Raw genomic sequence first — 19,488 nt, 5'->3', positions numbered from 1 at the left:
GGGACCCCTTTCTCCTGTCAACGCGCTTTTTGAAAGTTTTTCGACAAAAATGAGTTCTGCAATAAATCCAGCGACTTAAGACGAAAGGATAATGCTGGAGCCTCGAATGGGCTGCTGCCGGACCGATTTCCGGGGCCTTTTGCCCGCCCCCGCCAAACAGCCTGCTCCAGGCCCGTTGGAAAGGCCCTACTGGATACGGCCTCAGGGCGGAGAAACGGCGTCGCTCAGGGCGTCCGCCAGGAAGGTGCTCAGCGCCGCGACGGCCGCCGAAGCCCGGCCCGGCGCCAGATGCAGCGCGATCTCGGAGGCTGGCAGAGCCGGCAGGCCGTGCTCCGCTCCCAGCAATTGAAGACCGGGACGGGCCGTGCCCGCCTTGACCACGGTCAGCGCCACGCCGGACGCCGCCATCGCCTCGACGGCACCGATGCTCGACGACGAGAACAGAATGCGCCAGCGCAGGCCGGCCTCGTTCAGCGCTTCGAGCGCCCATTCGCGAAACATGTTGGGCGCCTTCAACAGCGCGAGCTGCAAGGGCTCCTCCACAGTGAAGACGATGCGGTCGGAGCAGGCCCAGGCCGTCTGCTCCTTGCGCAGGACATCACCGCGCCCGTCCCCGGCCTTCTGGGTGGCGAGCACGAGGTCGAACTCCTCGCCAAGGCTGTTCAGGAGATCGCGGGTGAAACCGGTCGTGACCTCCAGCTCGACATCCGGGTGCGAGCGGGCGAAGCGCGCCAGCGTCTCCGGCAGGACGATGGTGGCGTAATCGTCCATCACCGCGAGCCGGACCCGGCCGCTGACGCTCTGCGCATTGATGACGTCGAGCGCCTCGTCATGCAGCGCGACGATGCGGCGGGCATAGCCCAGGAACTGTTCACCCGCGCGCGTGAGGAGGACTTCGTGGGGCGAGCGCTGCAGCAGGGTCTGGCCGGCGAGCTCCTCGAGGCGGCGGATCTGGGTGCTGACCGTCGACTGGCTGCGGAACAAGGCAGCGGCGGCGCGCGTGAAGCTCCTGAGCTCCGCGATCGTGACGAAGCTGCGCAGCAGGTCCACGTCGATATTGCGCAGCATGGTGCTTATCCTCCCCCCACGCCCTCGGACGAGAGCCGTTATGGCAATTCGTAACCGGTCTGTCCTCTAGGCCGGACCGGGAGCCGCCATGCGCGGCGCCGATCATGGAAATCGAAGAATTCAATTTTGCCGCAGGGCGTGCGGGCGATAGCGTGTCGCCCAACGGGACATCAGGAGCCCGAGACCGGAGACGCATGAGATGCCCAGGCTGAGATCCGCCACCTCCACCCATGGCCGCAACATGGCCGGCGCCCGCGGCCTGTGGCGCGCCACCGGCATGAAGGACAGCGATTTCGGCAAGCCGATCATCGCGGTGGTGAACTCCTTCACCCAGTTCGTGCCGGGCCATGTCCATCTCCAGGATCTCGGCCAGCTCGTGGCGCGCGAGATCGAGAAGGCCGGCGGCGTCGCCAAGGAGTTCAACACGATCGCGGTCGATGACGGCATCGCCATGGGCCATGACGGCATGCTCTACAGCCTGCCCTCGCGCGAGCTGATCGCCGACAGCGTCGAGTATATGGTTAACGCGCATTGCGCCGACGGGATGGTCTGCATCTCCAATTGCGACAAGATCACGCCCGGCATGCTGATGGCCTCGATGCGCCTGAACATCCCGACCGTGTTCGTCTCGGGCGGACCGATGGAGGCCGGCAAGTACATCGCCGAGGGCGTGCTGAAGAAGGTCGACCTCGTCGACGCGATGATCGCCGCTGCCGACGACAAATATACCGACGAGCAGGTCGACGTGATCGAGCGCTCGGCCTGCCCGACCTGCGGCTCCTGCTCGGGCATGTTCACGGCGAATTCGATGAACTGCCTGACCGAGGCGCTGGGACTCGCGCTGCCCGGCAACGGCTCGACGCTCGCCACCCATGCCGACCGCAAGCGCCTCTTCGTCGAGGCCGGCCACCTGATCGTCGATCTCGCCCGCCGCTATTACGAGCAGGACGACGAGAGCGTGCTGCCGCGGAATGTCGGCTCGTTCAAGGCCTTCGAGAACGCGATGACGCTCGACATCGCCATGGGCGGCTCGACCAATACCGTGCTGCACCTTCTGGCAGCGGCGCATGAGGCCGAAATCGACTTCACCATGGCTGATATCGACCGGCTGTCGCGGCGCGTGCCGGTGCTGTGCAAGGTCGCCCCGGCTGTCGCCGACGTGCATATGGAAGACGTCCACCGCGCCGGCGGCATCATGGCGATCCTCGGCGAACTCGACCGCGCCGGACTGATCGACACCTCGCTGCCGACCGTGCATAGCGCGACGATGGCGGATGCGCTGGCGCGCTGGGACATCACCCAGACCCAGAGCGAGGCGGTGCGCTCCTTCTATAGCGCTGCACCCGGTGGCGTGCCGACCCAGACCGCCTTCAGCCAGGACCGGCGCTTCGCCGAGCTCGACGCCGACCGCGAGACCGGCGTGATCCGCAGCGCCGAGCATGCCTATTCCAAGGATGGCGGCTTGGCCGTGCTGTTCGGCAATATCGCGCTCGACGGCTGCATCGTGAAGACGGCGGGCGTCGACACCTCGATCCTCAAGTTTTCCGGCCCGGCCGTGATCTTCGAGAGCCAGGATGCGGCAGTCGAGGGCATCCTCAACCGCAAGGTCAAGGAAGGCGATATCGTGCTGATCCGCTATGAGGGGCCGCGCGGCGGGCCGGGCATGCAGGAGATGCTCTATCCGACGAGCTATCTGAAGTCGAAGGGCCTCGGCAAAGCCTGCGCGCTGATCACGGACGGGCGCTTCTCGGGCGGCTCGTCCGGCCTTTCGATCGGCCATGTCTCGCCGGAAGCGGCCGAAGGCGGTGCGATCGGCCTGGTCGAGAGCGGCGACATCATCGCGATCGACATCCCCAACCGCAGCATCGCGCTGCAGGTGTCCGACGAGGAGCTGGCGCGCCGCCGCGCCGCGATGGAGGCCAAGGGCAAGGATGCCTGGAAGCCGGCCGCGCCGCGCAAGCGCAAGGTCACGACCGCACTGAAGGCCTATGCCGCGACGACGACGAGCGCCGCCAAGGGCGCCGTGCGCGTCGTCGATTGATGATTACAGGCCGCCCGGTCGTTGTGGCCGGGCGGCCTGACAAAAAAGCGGGTTCCCCCCGGCCGCCATCCTGCTTTAGCCTTGGGTGGGGGTAACAACGGAGGAAACTTGATGCGGGCCGCGATCGTCGCCCTGAGCTGCCTTCTGTCGTTGCCGGCCGCTGCCGCCGGCCCGTTCGGCAAGATCGTCGTCGGCAACTGGTCCGGCGGAACCTTCACCAACGACCAGACCGGAGGCTTCTCGCATTGCGCCGTCAGCGCCCGCTACAAGAGCGGCGTCACGATGCTGACCTCGGTCACCGCGCAATTCTCCTGGCTGCTCGGCTTCTCGAAGCCGGAATGGAAGCTCAGGACCGGCGAGACTTCTCAAATTGCAGCTCGTCTTCGACCGCAGCTCGACCATCGATGTCACCGCCAATATCAAGTCGCCGACGCTCGTCACCATCGCCATGCCGGCACAGTCGGCCTTGATCAATGCCTTCCGGCAGGGGCGCTATCTCGAACTGGTCGCCAATGACGCGCGCTATACCTTCGCGCTGACCTCGACCGGCGAGATGCTGCCGGCGCTGGTCGAATGCGTGAAGCAGAGCGCCAATGTGCGCGGGCCCGTCACGCCCGGCGCGCCCGCCCAGGCGCAGACGCCCCAGCCGACCGAGCAGGAACGTGCGGCCCGAGCCGAGAAGAAGGCGCTTCTGGAAAAGACGCGAGACCTGATCCGCAGCAAGATGCTGGCCTGCATCGGCCGCGAGGGCGCGCCGATGCTGCTCACGGATGAAAAGGCCGAGGTCGTCGCCAAGGCCGCGATGCTGTTCTGCAAGGGCGATGTCGATGCGCTGACCAATGCCACGATCGAACTGATCGAGACCGAGGAGGGCCGGCCGGCCAATCGCAACGCCGTGCGCGATGCAGCAGAGAAACGGGTCCAGGAGGTGGTGACCGCCCATGTCATCCGCACCCGCGGCGAGATGATCGGCAAAGGGCAGCGGCAGGACGCTCCGGCGCCAAGCAGGCCGACCGATTCAGGGACGCGCCCCTCGCAGTCACTTTAGAACCGCGAAACGCCGCGCCTTGCGGCGCGGCGTTCCGAGAACAGCCCAGTGGCCGAAGATCAGCTCTTCAGCTTGGTGTTGCACTGGCTCCAGTAGCCGCCGCCCTTTTCGATCCACTTGAGATCGCCATTGGCATTGGCGGCCTTGTTGGCATTGTACTGGTCGACGCAGGTCTTGAGACGCGCCTTGCCGGCTGTCTCGCTCGAATATTTCTGCGAGACCGTCCTCGGGAAGACGGCGGCCTTGGCCTTGCCGGCCGGCATCGCGGCAGGCTTGGCAGCGGGAGCGGTGGCCGTCGCCGAAGCGGCAGGCTTCGCCGGCTCGGCCGGCATGGCAGCCGCGGCCTCGTCGTCGGCAGCGTCGTCGTCGCCGCACTGGGCCTTGCGGAAGTCGTTCCACTTCTGGCCCTTCAGCGTATTGGCCTTCTTGGCGTCCTGATACTTGACGCTACACTCCTTCATCGTCAGCGCCGAGGCGGGCGCCACGGAGAAGGAGACGAGCGCGAAGGCCGATGCGGATGCGAGAATGAGAGTCCTGAACATGGCGTTCTCCATGGCAAAGCGTGCTGCCGCCGGTCGGCATGCCACTCCGATTTGCGCCCCGAAGCAAGTCCCCTCGGCGCGCCGACAATGCTTCGGACGACAAGATGTTCCTTTTCGGGCGAATGCGCGCTTGCAGCCACGAAAACGCACTCCAATCGCGCCGTAACCCGCCCCTTGCCGGACAGCGCCATTTCCCTGCTATATGACGGCCCTCTGATCCCCTGGAGATGACATGGCACGGCCGTCAGACGCCGCGAAGGACCGCGAGCTCATCCGCATTCTCACCGAAAATGCCCGCTTGCCGCTGTCCGAGATCGCCAAACAGCTCGGCGTCTCCCGCGCAACGGCGCAGGGACGGCTGAGCCGGCTCGAACGCGACGGCGTGATCGCCGGCTACACCACGATCCTCGGCAAGGCGAGCCGGCCGGCGACCACGATCGCGGCGCTGATCATGATCGAGCTGGAGATGAAGCAGCAGGGCGGCGTCGTCGCCGCGCTGAAGAAACGGCCTGAAATCGTCCAGTGCCACACGCTGAGCGGGCATTTCGACCTCAGCGTCAAGATCGAGTGCGAGACCTCCAGCGACCTCGACACGATCATCGACTGGATTGCCGAAATGGAAGGCGTACGCCGGACCATCTCCTCGGTGATTCTGGCCCGCAAGTTCGAACGCTGAGGCGAGGCCACAGCAGCCCTCGCCGTTCCTCATCACTCTTCATCATATCCCGTCGAATTGATGCATCATAACACCCTCCCCTGGCGATCCGCCTGTTAAAGCCTGCGCGGCTTGCGGCGATGCTCCGCATCGAGGGGGAGGCTCCTGGCCGACCCGACACCCACCAGGAGATCGCGACATGACCATCCACAAGCGCATTGCCGTGCTCGGCGCCGGCCAGATCGGCGTCATCATCGCCGGGATGCTGGCCGAGCAGGGCCATCAGGTAACGCTGGCCGACGCTTCCGCAGCGCAGCTCAAGCATGCCGCTGGCCGCCGTTTCGCCACCGAGACCGTCGACGCTTCCAATCTCGATGCGCTGCGCACGTTCCTGAAAGACCGCGACATCGTCGTCAGCGCCTGCCCCTATTTCCTGAACAAGGGCATCGCCAAGGTCGCGGCCGAGACCAAGACCCATTACTTCGACCTGACCGAGGACGTCGCCACCACCGCCTATATCAAGGAGCTCGGCAAGACCTCCGATGTGGCGCTCGTCCCGCAATGCGGCCTGGCGCCCGGCTTCATCTGCATCCTCGGCGCCGACATGGCGGCGCGCTTCGAGAACGTCCGCGCCATCAAGATGCGCGTCGGCGCTCTCCCGCTCTATCCGACCAATGCGCTGCGCTACAACGTGACCTGGTCGGTCGACGGCCTGATCAACGAATACTGCAACCCCTGCGAGATCGTCTTCGACGGCCAGCCGACCCTGGTGCCGGCGCTTGAGGGCATCGAGAGCGTCATGATCGACGGCGTCGCCTACGAGGCCTTCAACACCTCGGGCGGTTTGGGCACCCTGACCGAGACGCTCGCCGGCAAGGTGCGCAACATGAGCTACAAGACGTTGCGCTATCCCGGCCATGCCGAAATCATGAAGCTCCTGCTGCGCGACCTCGACCTCGCCGACGACCGCGAGACGCTGCGCCGCATCCTGACGCATTCCGCGCCCTTCACCCGCAAGGACGTGGTCGTGATTTTCGTCACCGGCGTCGGCGAGCGGAACGGCCGTCTCGAGGAGGAGAGCGTCGTGCTGCGTTATGACGGCAATGACGAGCTCGGCGCGATCCAGCTCACCACCGCCGCCGGTTGCGTCGCGATGGTCGAGCTCTTCCTCGCCGGCAAGCTGCCGGCCAAGGGCTTCGTGCGCCAGGAAGACGCCGTCCTCGCCGATTTCCTCGCGACCAAGGCCGGCGCCCGGCTGGTCGGCGAAGCCCGCGGCATCGACGCCGCTGGCCTCGTGCCGACCGTCGCGATCAAGAGCGCGGCCTGAACGCTCGCGCTCTCCAGTCAGGCTCTGCTGGTCAGAGCCTGACGCCCAGGCCGCGCAATTCGGCGCGCAGGTCGATGGGCTCGACGAAATGGACGGCCCGCATGCCGGCGGCGCGGGCCCCCACGATATTCTTCTCGCTGTCGTCGACGAAGATGCAGTCACCGGCCTTCAGGCCGTAGCGATCGAACAGCACCTCGTAGATCGCGCGCTCCGGCTTCAGCATCCGCTCATGGGCGGAGACGACGACGCCGTCGAAGCTCTGCAGGAACGGGAAGCGGATCAGGCACTCGGCCCATTTCTCGCGCGAGAAATTGGTGATGGCGTAGACCTTCTCGCCCTGCCGTTTCAGCTCCTCCAGCACCGCGACGCTGTCGGCGATGGTATGAGGCACGCTGTCATGCCAGCTTTCGTCGAAGGCGCGGATCTCGCGCTCCCATTCCGGATGCTGCTTGACCAGCAGGGCCACGCCCTCCTCCCAGCTCCGGCCGCGATCCTGCTCCAGATTCCAGTCGCCGGTGCAGATGTTCTGCATGAACCAGTCGAGCCGCTCGGGCTCGGGGATCAACGAGCGATAGATCAGCCGCGCATCCCAGCGCAGCAGGACGTTGCCGACATCGAAGACGACGGTGGGTGAGCTGGAAGCCATGACCAAACCCGGTTGAAAGGGCCGGCAGGACAACCCATTCACACGCTTGTGTCCAGACGTGCAGGACAGCGGCCGACCCCATCGTTTATGCCGGGGTGATGAGCACCCGCCCCACCAATACCGGCTTCCGCACCTGGCTGCCCTGGACCGACCGGCAGGGCCGGTTCTCGACCCTGCGTGGGCTGGCCTTCGCGCTGCTGCTCGTGCCGGCGCTCATGCTGCTCTACGCCGCCTGGATGCACCAGCTCGGCTCCAAGCCCTGGACGCAGGCGATCCACCAGACCGGCACCTGGACGGTGCGTATCCTCATCGCCACGCTGGCGGTCTCGCCGTTCCGCAGGCTGTTCGACTGGGGCAAGCTGATCGGCATCCGCCGCATGCTCGGCCTCGGCGTGATGGCCTATGCGCTCGGCCATCTCGCACTCTACTGCATCGACATGGCCTTCGACTGGGGGCTGATCGTCTCCGAGATCGTCAAGCGCTTCTACCTGACGATCGGCTTCGTCGCGCTGATCGGCCTCGTCGCGCAGGGCGTGACCTCGACCGACGGCATGATCCGCCGGCTCGGCAAGAACTGGCAGCGCCTGCACAATCTCGTCTATCCGATCGCGATGCTGGCGCTGCTGCATTTCGCGCTGCAATCGAAGATCGACGTTACCGAGCCGGTGCTGATGAGCGGGCTGCTCCTGCTGCTGATGCTCTATCGCGGGCTCTATCGCTGGAAGCTGCCGGTATCCGTGCCCGTGCTCGCGGGCCTGGCGCTTCTTGCTGGACTGCTCACCGCCGGCCTCGAAGCCGGCTGGTATGCGGCGACCTCGGGCGTCTCGGCCTGGCTGGTCTTCCAGGCCAATGCCGACATCCTGACCTATCAGGATTACGCCTCGATCCGGCCGGCGCATTGGGTCGTGCTCGCCGGTCTGGCAGTGGCGCTCAGTCACGGCCTGCGCGCCCGCAAGGCCCGTCCGCCACGGCAGGCGCGCGAGACCGCTGCCGCGCGGGCCGCGTGAGAGAAAAACTTTCCAAGTTTCGACATCTTCCAGATGGAAAGGGTTTCCCCCTCCAGCACTCATGCTCTAACCCTATGACATGCCTGACGACCAGCACGCCCAGCCCACGGCCGATGTCGTAGAAGCCGAGCTCGCCTCGGAGGGCATCAAGCCTACCCAGGCCCGGGTTTCGCCCTTCGTTCCGCTGCAGCAGCCGATCTTCCGCGCCGTCTGGTTCGCCAGCCTGGTCTCGAATTTCGGCGGCCTCGTCCAGGCGGTCGGCGCCTCCTGGATGATGGCCTCGATCTCGCCTTCGGCCGAGCTGGTGGCGCTGGTCCAGGCCTCGACGACACTGCCGGTGATGCTGTTCTCGCTGGCGGCCGGCGCCATCGCCGACAATTACGACCGGCGCAAGATCCTGCTGACAGCCCAGGTCTTCATGCTGCTGGTTTCGATCGGGCTTGCGGTCAGTGCCTGGTTCGGCCTGATCACGCCCTGGCTGCTGCTGACCTTCACCTTCCTGATCGGCTGCGGCACGGCGCTGAACAACCCGGCCTGGCAATCCTCGGTCGGCGACATGGTTCCGCGCCGCGACGTGCCGGCGGCGGTGACGCTGAACAGCGTCGCCTTCAACATCGCCCGCAGCGTCGGCCCCGCGATCGGCGGCGCGATCGTCGCGGCGGCCGGCGCGGTCGCCGCCTTCATCATCAACGCCTTCAGCTATATCCCCCTGCTGATCGTGCTGGCGCGCTGGTCGCCGCCCAAGGTCGAGCGGCTCCTGCCGCGCGAGACGCTGTTCATCGCGATGGGCGCGGGCATCCGCTATGTCGCGATGTCCCCGAACATCCGCACGGTCACGCTGCGCGCCTTCGTCTATGGCTTCGGCGCCATCGTGGGGCTGGCGCTCTTGCCGCTGATCGCGCGCGACCTCGTGCGCGGCGGCCCGCTGACCTATGGCGTGCTGCTCGGCGCCTTCGGCGCGGGCGCCGTCGCCGGCGCCTTCATGAGCGCGCGCCTGCGCCGGGCGATGAGCACGGAGGCGCTCGTGCGCTCGACCTTCATCGCCTATGCCTGCGGCGTCACCCTGATCGCCTTCAGCAAGACGATCTGGCTGGCGATGGCGGGCCTATGCGTCTGCGGCGCCTGCTGGGTGCTGGCGCTCTCGACCTTCAACGCGACGGTGCAGCTCTCGGCGCCGCGCTGGGTCGTCGGCCGGGCGCTGGCGATGTACCAGATGGCGACCTTCGGCGGCATGGCGATGGGCAGCTGGGCCTGGGGCCGCTCGGCACAGCATTTCGGCGTCGAGAAGGCGCTGCTGATGTCGGCGGCTGTCTTACTGGTCGGCGCCGCGCTCGGACTGCGCTACCGCCTGCCGCCGCTGGAAGAGCTCAATCTCGACCCGCTCAGCCGCTGGCGCGAGCCGAAGGTCGCGGTCGATATCGAGCCGCGCTCGGGCCCGGTCATCGTCACCATCGAATACATCATCAAGCCCGAGGACGTCGTCGCCTTCCTGACCGTGATGGCGGAGCGCCGGCGCATCCGGCGCCGCGACGGCGCCCGGCACTGGACCCTGCTGCGCGACCTGACCGACCCGACGCTCTGGATCGAGCGCTACGACAGCCCGACCTGGGTCGAATATGTCCGACAGAACCAGCGCGTCACCCAGGCGGATGCCGAGATCGGCGAGCAGGTCCGCGCGCTGCATAGCGGCCCGAACCCGCCGGTGGTCCATCGCATGATCGAGCGGCAGACGGCCTCGCTGCCGCAATTCGCGGCGAGCCGGACGCCGACGCTGGCGGACTCGCTCAACGACCCCACGCGGCCCGCGTAGGAAGTCGGCCTCAGCCGACGATCCAGAGGCCGGCGAGGCCGACCATGCCGACGATGATCCGCCACCAGGCGAAGGGCGCGAAGCCGCGCTTCGAGACGAAATCGAGGAAGCTGCGCACCACGATCAGTGCCGAGATGAAGGCGGCGACGAAGCCGACGCCGATCATGACGCCATCGTCGAAGGTGAGGAACTTGTAGCTCTTGAGCAGGTCGTAGGCGAAGGCGCCGGCCATGGTCGGCATCGCCAGGAAGAAGGAGAACTCGGCCGCCGCGCGCTTGCTGGCGCCGAGCAGCATGGCGCCGACGATTGTCGAGCCCGAGCGCGAGACCCCGGGTACCATCGCCAGGCACTGGATCAGGCCGATCTTGAAATACATCGGCAGCGGGAAGGTGGTCGCGTCGGTATGCTTCTCCTGCAGCTCCAGCTCATCGACGACGAGCAGGATCAGGCCGCCGGCGATCAGCGTGCAGCAGACGATGAAGGGGTTGAACAGCACGGTCTTGATGAAGCCGTGCAGCAGCGCGCCGATCACGGCCGCCGGCAGGAAGGCGATGAGCACGCCGATGACGAAACGCCGCGCCGAGGGGTCGCTGAGGATGCGCAGGGCGATATCGAGCAGGCGGCGGAAATAGACCAGCGTGATCGCCAGGATCGCGCCGAGCTGGACCAGCACCTCGAAGGTCTTGCCATTGGATTCGAAGCCGAGGAAATGGCCGAGCAGGAGCAGATGCCCGGTCGAGGAGACGGGTAGGAACTCGGTCAAGCCCTCGACGATGCCGAGGATGAAGGCTTCGATCAGGTTGTGCATGGAAGACTTTCCTCGCGCGAATCGGGCCTTGCGGATTTCAATCCGCGCCGGCCTGTCGCCGGCTTACGCCCAGCTCTTTGCAAATTGGTTACCACTTTGCGAAGCAGCAGAGGCAAATTGCAGGCATCGCCGTCGTCGCGGGTTGTGGCGTTTTTCCGGCATGATTATAGCAAGCCGCCGTCGCCTATCGGGTCGCTGCAAGCCCGGCGGCCCTGCTTCCGTCGCATTTTGCCTGCTTCACAGTCTTCATGAGTGCCATGGCGACCCTTTATCATTATCCGCTATGCCCGCATTCGCGTTTCATCCGCCTCGCGCTCAGCGAGTTCGGCATGGAGGCCGAACTGGTCGAGGAACGCGTCTGGGAGCGCCGGCGGGAGTTCATCGAGCTCAACACCGCGGGCACCACGCCTGTCTTTCAGGAGCAGAACGGGCTTGCCGTCCCCGGCGCCGGGCCGATCGCGGAATATCTCGACGAGACGCGGGGCCTGGCGCTCGGCGATCGCCGCCTGCTGCCGGAAGGCCCGGGCGAGCGCGTCGAGGTGCGCCGCCTGCTCGACTGGTTCAACATTAAGTTCCATGAGGAGATCACCGGCCCGCTCGTGCTGGAAAAGGTGATGAAGCGGTTCATGAGCCGCGACGATGGCGGCGGCTCGCCCGACATGAGCACGATCCGCGCGGCGCGCGCCAATGTGCGCTATCATCTGCGCTATATCTCCTGGCTGCTGGCCAAGCGGAACTGGCTCGCGGGGGCGCAGATGAGCTATGCCGATCTGGCGGCGGCGGCGCATCTGTCCTGCGTCGACTATCTCGGCGACGTGCCCTGGGAAGAGGATGAGGCGGCTCGCGCATGGTATGCGAGGATCAAGTCGAGACCGAGCTTCCGGCCGCTGCTGAGCGACCGCGTGCCGGGCATGGCTCCGAGCGCCCATTACGACAATCTGGATTTTTGAAGGCCGAGAAGCTGAAGCGCGCCGTCGCCGAGCGCGCGCTCACTGAGGGCTTCGCGGTGATGCGCGTCGCCGGCGCCGATGCGATCCCGCAGGCGCCGGAGCGGCTCGAAGCCTGGCTCGCCAACGGCTACCAGGGCGAGATGGGCTGGATGGCGGAACGGCAGGCGCAGCGCGCCGATCCACGCCAGCTCTGGAGCGAGGTTCGCTCCGTCGTCATGCTCGGCATGAACTATGCCGGCGAGGGCGATCCGCTCGCCATGCTCGCCCAGCCCGACAAGGCGGCGATCTCGCTCTATGCGAGACGGCGCGACTATCACGACGTCATCAAGGGCAAGCTGAAGAGCGTCGCGGGCCTGCTCGCGGCGCGTGGCGGCGCCGACGTCAAGGTCTTCGTCGACACCGCCCCCGTCATGGAGAAGCCGCTGGCGCAGGCGGCCGGGCTCGGCTGGCAGGGCAAGCACACCGTGCTGGTCTCGCGCGAGCACGGCTCCTGGCTGCTGTTAGGGGCGATCTACACCACCGCCGAACTGCCGGCCGACACGGCGGAGCGTGACCATTGCGGCTCCTGCCGGCGCTGCCTCGACATCTGCCCGACCGACGCCTTTCCGGCGCCCTATCAGCTCGATGCGCGCCGCTGCATCTCCTATCTCACCATCGAACACGCGGGCCATATCGATGCGAGCCTCCGGCCCGGCATCGGCAACCGCGTCTTCGGCTGCGACGATTGCCTCGCCGTCTGCCCCTGGAACAAGTTCGCCGCGACGGCGCAGGAAACCCGGCTCGCGCTCAAGGACGAGCTCGACGGGCTCGACCTCGCCGCACTGGCCCAGCTCGACGATCCCGCCTTCCGAGTGCTCTTCGCGGGCACGCCGGTGAAGCGCACCGGGCGCGACCGCTTCCTGCGCAATGTGCTGATCGCGATCGGCAATAGCGCCCGCCCCGAGCTGATCGACAGCGCCCTGCCCCATCTCGCCGACCCCTCCCCGCTCGTCCGTGCCATGGCGGTCTGGGCGCTGGGCAGGCTCAATGCCGAACGCGCCAGAGACCTTGCCAGCGCAGGGCTCCGAGACGAAACCGACCCGCAGGTGCGCGCCGAATGGCATGCGCTCGTGCCCCAGACGGAAGACGCCGCATGAACATCCTGATCCTCGGCCTCGGCTATTCCGCCGGGTTCTTCGCGCGTGCCGCGCGGGCGCGGGGCTGGGAGGTGACGGGCACCGTACGCTCCGCCGAGAAGGCGGCGGAACTCAGCCGCCAGGGCATCCGGACGCTGGTCTTCGGCGGCTTCGCGGTCTCGTCAGCGCTCGCCAAGGCTGTGGCGGAGGCCGATGCCGTGCTGGTCTCGGTGCAGCCGGCGGAGGATGGCGACCCCGCGCTCGGCCCCTTGAGCACCGCGCTTGCCGCAGCCCCCAACCTGCGCTGGATCGGCTATCTCTCGACCATCGGCGTCTATGGCGACCAGGGCGGCACCTGGATCGACGAAGCCACCCCGCCGGCCCCGACCAATGCCCGCACCCGCCAGCGCGTCGAGATCGAGGAGGCCTGGCTGCAGCTTGGCCGCGACAGCGGCAAGTCCGTGCAGATCTTCCGCCTCTCGGGCATCTATGGGCCCGGCCGCAACGCCATCACCAAGCTGCGCGCGGGCACGGCGAACCGGCTGGTCAAGCCGGGGCAGGTCTTCAACCGCATCCATGTCGACGATATCGCGGGCGTCTTGATGGCCTCGCTGGCGCAGCCGCGGCAGGGCGCGATCTACAACGTCACCGATGACGAGCCCGCCCCGCCGCAGGATGTCATCACCTTGGCCGCGGAGCTGACCGGTCTCGAACCGCCGCCAGAAGTCCCGTTCGAACAGGCCAGACTCTCGCCGATGGCGGCGAGCTTCTATGGCGAGAGCAAGCGCGTCTCGAACGCGCTGGTGAAGCGGGAATTCGGCTATGCCTTCCGCTATCCGACCTATCGCGAGGCGCTGCGCGCGCTGGCCGAAGCCGGCGAGTAAGCCGGCTCAGGCGGCGTGGCGCGGGCCTTCGCCGCCGTAATAATCGGCATAGCGCTTGTCGATCGCCGAGACCGGCAGCACGACGAGCACGTCGGTGGTACCGAACTGGCGATCGATGACGGCGCCGGTGCCGAAGCGGGCGCCGAGCCGCAGGTAACCCTTGATCAAGGGCGGCAATTGCTTGAGCGCGAGTTTGGCATCGACCATCTCGGGCGGCAGGCGGTCCATGCCGACAAAATGCTCGGCATGTGCGGTCGCGGCCCAGTCGCCCTCCGAGCGGGCGTGGTGATGCAGGAAGCTCAGCGGCAGTGCCAGAGCATCGGGCTCGACGCCGTCGAAGGAAGCGCAGCCGAACATGGCATCGATGCGGTGATGCTGGAGATAGGCCCAGATGCCGGACCAGAGCAGTTCCACCGTCCGCTTGGTGCGATAGGGCTTCAGCACACAGGAGCGGCCGAGCTCGAGGAAGCGCTGGCCTGAATGCTGCGCCAGCATCGGGCCGAGATCGAACTCGCCCTGGGTGTAGAAGCCGCCGAGCCGTTCTGCCGCACTCTGGCGCATCAGGCGATAGGTGCCGACAACCTTGGGCTTGATGCCGCCGAAGCGGCCACGCGCCGCATGGTCGATGACGAGGAGATGGTCGCAGGCCTTGTCGAAGCGATCGGCATCGCGGCGGAACATGCGCGAGATCACGTCGGGCTTAGCCGACATTTCCTGATAGAAGACGCGATAGCGCAGGCGCTGCGCCCGCCAGATCTCGCGCGGACCGCGCGCAAGGCGAACCTCAAGCGAGCCGATTCGGCCGAGAGTGCCAGATAGCGGTGGCGTTTCATCGATCTCGGCGCCCGGCCGGCGCATGGCTCCACCCTTCATCAATATCAACGGGGCGAACCGCGAGAACGGATTGCCGGCTGAATACCGGCTCGGCAGCGCGTTCTTGCCTCCAGAAACGTGCAATGCCATCGCTTCTCTCATCTCCTGCCGCTACCGGCATGAGGTAGGCTTGCTCCGGTGATCTTACAACTTCGCGACGAAACTGCGTCGGAGCGATGACGGTCGTCAAGCCGACAGGCTGCCGGCCGCGCTTTGCGACAGGCGTTCCAGCCAGCGCAGCAGCGCTTCGCGCTCCAGCGGCTTCGCCAGGCAATCGTCCATCCCGGCGGCGAAAGCGGCCGCCCGGTCGGCGGCAGAGACATTGGCGGTGACCGCCACCAGCGGCAGCGTGGCGGCACGGCCGAGCCGTCTTTCCAGGGCGCGGACGGCGCGGGCGCAATCGAGCCCCGTCATCAGGGGCATGCGGATATCGAGCAGAGCGAGCGCCAATGGCGGCGCCGTGCCGGCAAAGCTGGCCTCGATCCGCTTCAGAGCCTCGCGCCCGTCGCGCGCCCAGATCGCCGTGCAGCCGAAGCGCTCCAGCGTGCGCGTCGCCAGCAGGGCGTTGATCTCGTTGTCTTCCGCGACCAGCACCGTCAGGCCGGTGCCGGGTTGGCGCCCGGACGTCGCGGCGAGCGCGGGGGGCCCGCCAATGGCCGACGCCCCCGGCTGGAGCCCGTTGCCCAGTCGTTCGTAGAGCGAGCGCGTCCGCACCGGCTTGATCAGGAAACCGGAGAAGCCGGCCGCCCGGGGCGAGCCGAACTGCCGGCGGGCATGGGGCGAGAGCAGGATGAGGCAATCGCGAATGCCGACAGCCGACGCAGCCGATGCCAGCTCCTTTGCCGGCACATCACCGAGCGCATGATCGATCAGCACCGCCGTGACCGGGACCTGCCCGACGAGCTTCGCCCGCGCCGCCTCTGCCGTTCCGGCGACGGAGACCGAGGCTCCCGTCACCCGGATCGTCTCGGCCAGGAAGCGAACAGCGAAGGGCGCAGGCGAAACAAGCAGGACATGGTGCTGCGGCCAATGCGGAATCCGGGCCGCCGGCACATCGAGCGCGGCCACAAGCGGCAAGCTGACGCGGAATACCGCGCCCTCGCCGAGCCTGCTTTCGGCGCGAACCTCGCCTCCCATCAGGCGGGCGAGGCGGCGAACGATGGCGAGGCCGAGGCCGGTGCCGGCCTGCCCCGCGGCTGCGCCATGGTCGAGCTGCTCGAACTCGCCGAAGATGGTGTCGAGCCGGTCAGCCGGGATGCCCGGCCCGGTATCGGCGACGGTGATCTCGAGGCGATCATCCACCTGGGCCAGACTGAGGCCGACGCCGCCCGCTTCCGTGAACTTCACGGCATTGCCGACGAGGTTCAGCAGGATCTGGCGCAAACGGTCGCGGTCGCCGACGAGCCGCGCCGGCAGGTCTGGTGCGATATGGGCCGCGAGCTCGAGCCCCTTGGCCTGCGCGCGCGGCGCCATCAATTCCGCGACCGTCTCGACGAGCTGGACCGGATCGAAAGCCTCCTCGAACAGCTCGAGCTTGCCGGCCTCGACCTTGGCGAAGTCGAGGATGTCGTCGACCAGCGCCAGCAAGGCCTCTCCCGAGGTGCGCAAGGCCGCGACATAGGTCGCCTGCTCCGCATCGGGGCCTGTATCCGTCAGGAGGTCGGCCATCCCGAGAATGCCGTTGAGCGGCGTCCGGAACTCGTGGCTGACGGTCGCGAGGAAGCGCGACTTCGCCTCGTTCGCCGCTTCGGCCCGCGCCCGCGCCTCGACCAGCGCATCCTCGCCGGCGATGCGTGCCGAGATGTCGCGGCCGACGCGCTGGATCAGCGTGCGCCCGTCCGGGCCGGGCACGGCGGTCTCGACCCAGGAAATCCAGCGCTCGCCCTCATAGGTCGCGAGGCATTCGTCGAAGCTGCGGGTCCCGCCCTCAAGCAGGACGACAGGCCGGCTGGCGAGCTGCGGCAGCAGCATCTCGCTGCCGACAAGGTCCTGCTCCCCGGCCCCGAACAAGGCCGCATAGGCCCGGTTGGCATAGACGATCCGCACGCCGTCGCGCCGGACGATCAGGTCGCCCTGGGCTTCGATCAGGCTGCGATAGCGTTCCTCGCTATCGGCGAGATTCCAGAGCCGGTCGTTGAGCGCCTCGGCGTCGTGGACGAGCGCAGCCACCTGATCGCGCAGGCCGCTGCGCTGACGCAGCAGCCACAGCACGGCCCCTCCCGCCGGGAGAAGCAGTGTCGCGAAGGCAAGGGCGAGCCATGACCAGATCGAAGAAGCCATGCCCTTCGATCTACGCAGATCGCCTTGAAAAAGCCGCCTGGGAAAGCCGCGAATTCGACCGGTCGGATGCGAGGACCTGTTAACCCTGCAGCCGTCACGCAGCCTGGACGAGATCCTCCCCGCGCGCCCGATACGATAGCGCTTCCGCCAGATGACGCCGGCCGACCTTCGCTTCTCCGTCGAGATCGGCGAGGGTGCGTGCGACCTTCAGCACGCGATGATAGGCGCGTGCCGTCAATCGCAAGGCCTCGGCCGCGTCCCGCAGCAGCGCGAGGCCGGCATTATCCGGCCGCGCGACCTCCTCGATCACCGGCACCGGGCAGGCGGCATTGGTCATGACGTGGCCGAGGCCCAGGCTCTCGAAGCGCGATGCCTGGATTTCGCGGGCCGCGGCGACACGCGCGGCGACCGTTGCCGAGCTTTCGCCCGCGGCCGGGCGGATCAGGTCCGCCGCCGTCACCGCGGGCACGTCGATCGCGATGTCGATCCGGTCGAGCAGCGGGCCGGAGACGCGCGCCTGGTACTGCGCCATGCAGCGCTCGTTCGGCTGGCGGCGGCAGGCGAAACCTGGCTCGGTCGCCCGGCCGCAGCGGCACGGGTTCATCGCCGCGACGAGCTGGAAGCGCGCGGGATAGACGACGCGATGATTGGCACGGGAAATCAGCACATCGCCGGTCTCCATCGGCTGACGCAGGGCGTCGAGCGCCTGCGGCTGGAACTCCGGCAATTCGTCGAGGAAGAGCACGCCGTGATGGGCGAGCGAGACCTCGCCCGGCCGGGCCTGCAAGCCGCCACCGACCAGCGCCGCCATCGAGGCCGAATGATGCGGGGCCCGGAATGGCCGCCGATCGGTCAGGGCGCCGTCAGCAAGCTTTCCGGCCACCGAGAGCACCATAGAGACCTCAAGCAACTCGCGCGGCGAGAGCGGCGGCAGGATCGAGGGCAGGCGGCTCGCCAGCATCGACTTGCCGGCGCCGGGCGGGCCGTTCATCAGGAGATTGTGCCCGCCCGCCGCCGCGATCTCCAGAACGCGCCTTGCACTTTCCTGGCCCTTGACGTCGGCGAGATCGGGCAAGGGGCCGGCCTGACGCGCCACCGCCGGCTCTGGCCGGGCCATGACCTGCGTGCCCTTGAAATGATTGGCGAGCTGGATCAGCGAGCGCGGCGCCAGGATATCGATATCCGCAGCCGCCCAGGCTGCTTCCGGACCGGAGGCGGCCGGGCAGATCAGCCCCTGGCCTTTCGCATAGGCAGCGATGGCCGCAGGCAGGACACCCGCCACGGGCGTGATCGAACCGTCGAGCGCCAACTCGCCGAGGACCGCGTAGCCGGACAGAGCATCGGCGGGGATCGCGCCGATCGCGGCCATCACGGCGAGCGCGATCGGGAGATCGTAATGGCTGCCTTCCTTGGGCAGGTCGGCCGGGGCGAGATTGACCGTGACGCGCTTGGCCGGGAGCGCGAGCCCCGAAGCGATGAGCGCGGCGCGGACCCGCTCGCGGCTTTCGGCGACGGCCTTGTCGGGGAGGCCAACCAGCACGAAGGCGACGCCGCCCGGCGCGATCTGGACCTGCACGTCGACGGCGCGCGCCTCGATGCCCTCGAACGCTACCGTCGCGACCCGCGCCACCATCTCGGCCCCGCTCCCCTGCCCCTCGGGAAGGCTAGCGAAGCTTCGGCGGCAACGCAAGAACATACAGGGAACTCAACAGATCAAAAAGAAGGGGAGGCGATGCCTCCCCTTTTGTCGTCAGGCCTCGACGCCGAGGCCGATCTGGCAGGCGACGCCGGTGCCGCCGAGGCCGCAATAGCCGGCCGGGTTCTTCGCCAGATACTGCTGATGGTAGTCCTCGGCGAAATAGAGCGTCGGCGCCTCCCGGATCTCGGTCGTGATCGGGCCGTAGCCGCCGGCGGCCAATGCCTTGCCATACTCCTCCCGCGAACGCTCGGCGGCAGCCTGCTGCTCGGCGTCATAGGTGTAGATCGCCGAACGGTACTGCGTGCCGATATCGCCGCCCTGCCGCATGCCCTGGGTCGGGTCGTGGTTCTCCCAGAAGATCTTCAGCAGGTCCTCATAGGACATCTTCGCGGGATCGAAGACGACCAGGACGATTTCGGTATGGCCGGTCAGGCCGCTGCAGACCTCTTCGTAGGTCGGATTGGGCGTCGAGCCGCCGGCATAGCCCACGGCGGTCACCCAGATGCCCTCGCCGCTCTGCCAGAACTTGCGTTCCGCGCCCCAGAAGCAGCCGAGGCCGAAGACGGCCTTGCGGGTTCCCGCGGGATAGGGGCCGGCCAGGGGACGGCCATTGACGAAATGGGTCTCGGCGGTCGGCATCGCCGCGGCGCGGCCGGGCAGAGCCTCGGCGGCGGTCGGAATCTCGGTCTTCTTGCGCAGGGAGAACATCTCTGGCTCCGTTTCGTTCGAGCTCGA

The 19,488-nt window shown here is 67.4% G+C and carries 17 protein-coding genes; 9 read left to right on the top strand and 8 right to left on the bottom strand.

Annotated elements, in window-relative coordinates:
- Nucleotides 1-201: 201 nt before the first annotated feature.
- On the bottom strand, nucleotides 202-1,068 hold the full coding sequence (locus ACFJGT_RS26330) for a LysR substrate-binding domain-containing protein (protein WP_377844532.1): 867 nt from the start codon (nucleotides 1,066-1,068) through the stop codon (nucleotides 202-204).
- A 199-nt stretch (nucleotides 1,069-1,267) separates the two neighbouring features.
- Between ACFJGT_RS26330 and ilvD the strand changes: the two genes are divergently transcribed.
- Together ilvD and ACFJGT_RS26320 are read left to right on the top strand one after the other, a co-directional pair.
- Entirely contained in the window at nucleotides 1,268-3,109 is a 1,842-nt protein-coding gene (gene ilvD, locus ACFJGT_RS26325) for a dihydroxy-acid dehydratase (protein ID WP_377844530.1), read from the top strand.
- 370 nt (nucleotides 3,110-3,479) lie between these two features.
- Complete coding sequence (locus ACFJGT_RS26320; RefSeq protein WP_377844528.1) at nucleotides 3,480-4,157, top strand: hypothetical protein; 678 nt, start codon at nucleotides 3,480-3,482, stop codon at nucleotides 4,155-4,157.
- 59 nt (nucleotides 4,158-4,216) lie between these two features.
- Here ACFJGT_RS26320 and ACFJGT_RS26315 read toward each other — a convergent pair whose 3' ends face one another.
- Nucleotides 4,217-4,699: a hypothetical protein gene (locus tag ACFJGT_RS26315; RefSeq protein WP_377844525.1), complete on the bottom strand. Its 483-nt coding sequence runs from the start codon at nucleotides 4,697-4,699 to the stop codon at nucleotides 4,217-4,219.
- Nucleotides 4,700-4,931: 232 nt separating this feature from the next.
- Here ACFJGT_RS26315 and ACFJGT_RS26310 point away from each other — a divergent pair, with 232 nt between their 5' ends.
- Complete coding sequence (locus tag ACFJGT_RS26310) at nucleotides 4,932-5,375, top strand: Lrp/AsnC family transcriptional regulator (protein ID WP_377844522.1); 444 nt, start codon at nucleotides 4,932-4,934, stop codon at nucleotides 5,373-5,375.
- Between the two features lie 178 nt (nucleotides 5,376-5,553).
- Nucleotides 5,554-6,681, top strand: a complete 1,128-nt coding sequence (locus tag ACFJGT_RS26305; RefSeq protein WP_377844520.1) for a saccharopine dehydrogenase C-terminal domain-containing protein — start codon at nucleotides 5,554-5,556, stop codon at nucleotides 6,679-6,681.
- Between the two features lie 31 nt (nucleotides 6,682-6,712).
- On the opposite strand, the gene ACFJGT_RS26300 is transcribed toward ACFJGT_RS26305, so the two are convergent.
- A complete protein-coding gene (locus ACFJGT_RS26300; RefSeq protein ID WP_377844518.1) occupies nucleotides 6,713-7,327 on the bottom strand; it encodes an HAD family hydrolase in 615 nt (204 codons plus the stop codon).
- A gap of 98 nt (nucleotides 7,328-7,425) precedes the next feature.
- On the opposite strand from ACFJGT_RS26300, the gene ACFJGT_RS26295 reads away from it, so the two are divergent.
- Nucleotides 7,426-8,334, top strand: coding sequence for a sulfite oxidase heme-binding subunit YedZ (locus ACFJGT_RS26295; RefSeq protein ID WP_377844516.1), 909 nt, complete (start codon nucleotides 7,426-7,428; stop codon nucleotides 8,332-8,334).
- 79 nt (nucleotides 8,335-8,413) lie between these two features.
- Entirely contained in the window at nucleotides 8,414-10,144 is a 1,731-nt protein-coding gene (locus ACFJGT_RS26290; protein WP_377844513.1) for an MFS transporter, read from the top strand.
- A 10-nt stretch (nucleotides 10,145-10,154) separates the two neighbouring features.
- Here the strand turns inward: ACFJGT_RS26290 and ACFJGT_RS26285 are convergent, their stop codons facing one another.
- Complete coding sequence (locus ACFJGT_RS26285) at nucleotides 10,155-10,952, bottom strand: undecaprenyl-diphosphate phosphatase (RefSeq protein WP_377844511.1); 798 nt, start codon at nucleotides 10,950-10,952, stop codon at nucleotides 10,155-10,157.
- Between the two features lie 257 nt (nucleotides 10,953-11,209).
- On the opposite strand from ACFJGT_RS26285, the gene ACFJGT_RS26280 reads away from it, so the two are divergent.
- Genes ACFJGT_RS26280 through ACFJGT_RS26270 form a run of 3 tightly spaced genes read left to right on the top strand, consistent with a single transcriptional unit; the run spans nucleotide 11,210 to nucleotide 13,901 of the window.
- The gene (locus ACFJGT_RS26280) at nucleotides 11,210-11,902 is read left to right on the top strand and encodes a glutathione S-transferase family protein (RefSeq protein WP_377844509.1); all 693 of its coding nucleotides are present in this window, start codon (nucleotides 11,210-11,212) and stop codon (nucleotides 11,900-11,902) included.
- A complete protein-coding gene (gene queG, locus ACFJGT_RS26275) occupies nucleotides 11,899-13,038 on the top strand; it encodes a tRNA epoxyqueuosine(34) reductase QueG (protein WP_377844506.1) in 1,140 nt (379 codons plus the stop codon). The genes ACFJGT_RS26280 and queG overlap by 4 nt, the downstream gene beginning before the upstream one ends.
- The gene (locus ACFJGT_RS26270; protein WP_377844503.1) at nucleotides 13,035-13,901 is read left to right on the top strand and encodes an SDR family oxidoreductase; all 867 of its coding nucleotides are present in this window, start codon (nucleotides 13,035-13,037) and stop codon (nucleotides 13,899-13,901) included. The genes queG and ACFJGT_RS26270 overlap by 4 nt, the downstream gene beginning before the upstream one ends.
- Before the next feature lie 6 nt (nucleotides 13,902-13,907).
- Here ACFJGT_RS26270 and ACFJGT_RS26265 read toward each other — a convergent pair whose 3' ends face one another.
- The 4 genes from ACFJGT_RS26265 to msrA all read right to left on the bottom strand — a co-directional run bounded on the left by ACFJGT_RS26265 (nucleotide 13,908) and on the right by msrA (nucleotide 19,461).
- On the bottom strand, nucleotides 13,908-14,864 hold the full coding sequence (locus ACFJGT_RS26265; RefSeq protein ID WP_377844501.1) for a GNAT family N-acetyltransferase: 957 nt from the start codon (nucleotides 14,862-14,864) through the stop codon (nucleotides 13,908-13,910).
- A gap of 96 nt (nucleotides 14,865-14,960) precedes the next feature.
- Nucleotides 14,961-17,054 carry an ATP-binding protein gene (locus ACFJGT_RS26260; RefSeq protein WP_377844499.1) on the bottom strand — a complete coding sequence of 698 codons (2,094 nt, stop codon included), beginning with the start codon at nucleotides 17,052-17,054 and terminating at the stop codon, nucleotides 14,961-14,963.
- Between the two features lie 94 nt (nucleotides 17,055-17,148).
- The gene (locus tag ACFJGT_RS26255; protein ID WP_377844497.1) at nucleotides 17,149-18,687 is read right to left on the bottom strand and encodes a YifB family Mg chelatase-like AAA ATPase; all 1,539 of its coding nucleotides are present in this window, start codon (nucleotides 18,685-18,687) and stop codon (nucleotides 17,149-17,151) included.
- Between the two features lie 117 nt (nucleotides 18,688-18,804).
- Nucleotides 18,805-19,461, bottom strand: coding sequence for a peptide-methionine (S)-S-oxide reductase MsrA (gene msrA, locus ACFJGT_RS26250; RefSeq protein WP_377844495.1), 657 nt, complete (start codon nucleotides 19,459-19,461; stop codon nucleotides 18,805-18,807).
- Between the last annotated feature and the right edge of the window lie 27 nt (nucleotides 19,462-19,488).

Origin of the sequence: Allobosea sp. UC22_33 (assembly GCF_042700715.1) — a bacterium.
Lineage (GTDB): Bacteria > Pseudomonadota > Alphaproteobacteria > Rhizobiales > Beijerinckiaceae > Allobosea.
Note: the sequence above shows the minus strand (reverse complement) of the source record. Positions and strands in the feature narration are given on the sequence as shown.

Bases quoted from the DNA above. Each gene is read 5' to 3' on its own strand.
- ACFJGT_RS26330 (WP_377844532.1), bottom strand. From the start codon at position 1,068: ATGCTGCGCAATATCGACGTGGACCTGCTGCGCAGCTTCGTCACGATC.
- ilvD (WP_377844530.1), top strand. From the start codon at position 1,268: ATGCCCAGGCTGAGATCCGCCACCTCCACCCATGGCCGCAACATGGCC.
- ACFJGT_RS26315 (WP_377844525.1), bottom strand. From the start codon at position 4,699: ATGTTCAGGACTCTCATTCTCGCATCCGCATCGGCCTTCGCGCTCGTC.
- ACFJGT_RS26310 (WP_377844522.1), top strand. From the start codon at position 4,932: ATGGCACGGCCGTCAGACGCCGCGAAGGACCGCGAGCTCATCCGCATT.
- ACFJGT_RS26305 (WP_377844520.1), top strand. From the start codon at position 5,554: ATGACCATCCACAAGCGCATTGCCGTGCTCGGCGCCGGCCAGATCGGC.
- ACFJGT_RS26300 (WP_377844518.1), bottom strand. From the start codon at position 7,327: ATGGCTTCCAGCTCACCCACCGTCGTCTTCGATGTCGGCAACGTCCTG.
- ACFJGT_RS26295 (WP_377844516.1), top strand. From the start codon at position 7,426: ATGAGCACCCGCCCCACCAATACCGGCTTCCGCACCTGGCTGCCCTGG.
- ACFJGT_RS26290 (WP_377844513.1), top strand. From the start codon at position 8,414: ATGCCTGACGACCAGCACGCCCAGCCCACGGCCGATGTCGTAGAAGCC.
- ACFJGT_RS26285 (WP_377844511.1), bottom strand. From the start codon at position 10,952: ATGCACAACCTGATCGAAGCCTTCATCCTCGGCATCGTCGAGGGCTTG.
- ACFJGT_RS26280 (WP_377844509.1), top strand. From the start codon at position 11,210: ATGGCGACCCTTTATCATTATCCGCTATGCCCGCATTCGCGTTTCATC.
- ACFJGT_RS26270 (WP_377844503.1), top strand. From the start codon at position 13,035: ATGAACATCCTGATCCTCGGCCTCGGCTATTCCGCCGGGTTCTTCGCG.
- ACFJGT_RS26265 (WP_377844501.1), bottom strand. From the start codon at position 14,864: ATGGCATTGCACGTTTCTGGAGGCAAGAACGCGCTGCCGAGCCGGTAT.
- ACFJGT_RS26260 (WP_377844499.1), bottom strand. From the start codon at position 17,054: ATGGCTTCTTCGATCTGGTCATGGCTCGCCCTTGCCTTCGCGACACTG.
- ACFJGT_RS26255 (WP_377844497.1), bottom strand. From the start codon at position 18,687: ATGGTGGCGCGGGTCGCGACGGTAGCGTTCGAGGGCATCGAGGCGCGC.
- msrA (WP_377844495.1), bottom strand. From the start codon at position 19,461: ATGTTCTCCCTGCGCAAGAAGACCGAGATTCCGACCGCCGCCGAGGCT.